This window comes from Sphingomonas sp. STIS6.2 (assembly GCF_000732685.2).
Classification (GTDB): Bacteria; Pseudomonadota; Alphaproteobacteria; order Sphingomonadales; family Sphingomonadaceae; genus Sphingomonas; species Sphingomonas aerolata.
In genome coordinates this window covers 1-1,044 of record NZ_JPDP02000155.1, presented here as the reverse complement: position 1 = coordinate 1,044, position 1,044 = coordinate 1, and the positions used below count along the sequence as shown (strand labels likewise).

The following is a 1,044-nucleotide window of genomic DNA, read 5'->3' as shown; positions in this document are numbered from 1 at the left end:
GCCGCCCGTCAACCTTCACCTGTCGCTCCCGAGCCCATCGGTACGCCCACATGGGACCGAACTTCGTCGCGACCGCAGGCATGACCGAATAGGCCGGGTCGGCTTGTGCCTGTGCAAGTGAAACGAACCCGTAGCCGGCTGACCGAAACAGGCCGAGTAGCGGTTCGATCGTCGCGGCATTCAAGCGGTTGGCATGGAGAAGCATGATGGCCGGCACCTCGCGACCAAGAACCTTGCGGTCCAGCTCTCCATAATAGGTAATCTGGACCCGGGTATGGTCCAAATAGGCCCGCTCGACCCGCTGCATCATGGCCATGTCACGCTTGGCGAAGGCGCGTTCGTAGGCACTGTTGAACAGGTAATCGGACGTGTCGATTGTCGATGCAGCCAGTTTGTAGCCATGACTGGCGAGAAGCTTTTCGATCGCGAGCCGCTTGGCCTCGGTGTCGCCGACATGGTTGTAGGGGAAGCGGAAGAACTGGATGGGACGGTCGCTCGATGCCGCCATTGGTCGGATGGTTGCTTCTCCCTTCATGACCTCCTTCTCGATCCCCGCAACGTCGAGGTCGTTGCTGTCGAAATGGCTGTAGCCGTGATTGCCCACGGCTAGGAGGCCCTTGTTCCAGTCAGCAAGCAGGCGAGGACCGGCAGCCCCAAGTGCCCGCACCTTGTCCTCGTTGACGAAGCCGGTCGCAGGAACGCGAGCGCGCCGCAGCGCCCTGACGATGTGGCGCTGGGCTAGAATAGCTGCGTTGGGAGAGACGGCCGATCCGTCACTGGCATAAGGGAGGTCATCGAAGGTGATCGCAACGACCCGACCGGCTCTGGGCGGCGAAGGTCGCTCAGCGGACACGGGGACCGCCAAGCTGGCGCAGCCGACAAGCGTCAGCATCGTCATCAAGGGCGGGCCAAGGAAACGGACTGTGAGACGGACTTTCATGTCCCAACACCTAGCCGATCGTGGTCGAGGGTGAGAAGCTTTCCCGATTTACCATCTATTTCGAGAATGCTTGGGCCTTCTCGATTACCGTTCCTTTTTGGGAA

At 60.7% G+C, this 1,044-nt stretch carries 1 protein-coding gene; it reads right to left on the bottom strand.

Annotated elements, in window-relative coordinates; translation table 11 throughout:
- The coding region (locus tag sphst_RS14820) for a polysaccharide deacetylase family protein (RefSeq protein ID WP_159043662.1) at positions 1 to 898 on the bottom strand (898 nt) is incomplete at its 3' end.
- Between the last annotated feature and the right edge of the window lie 146 nt (positions 899 to 1,044).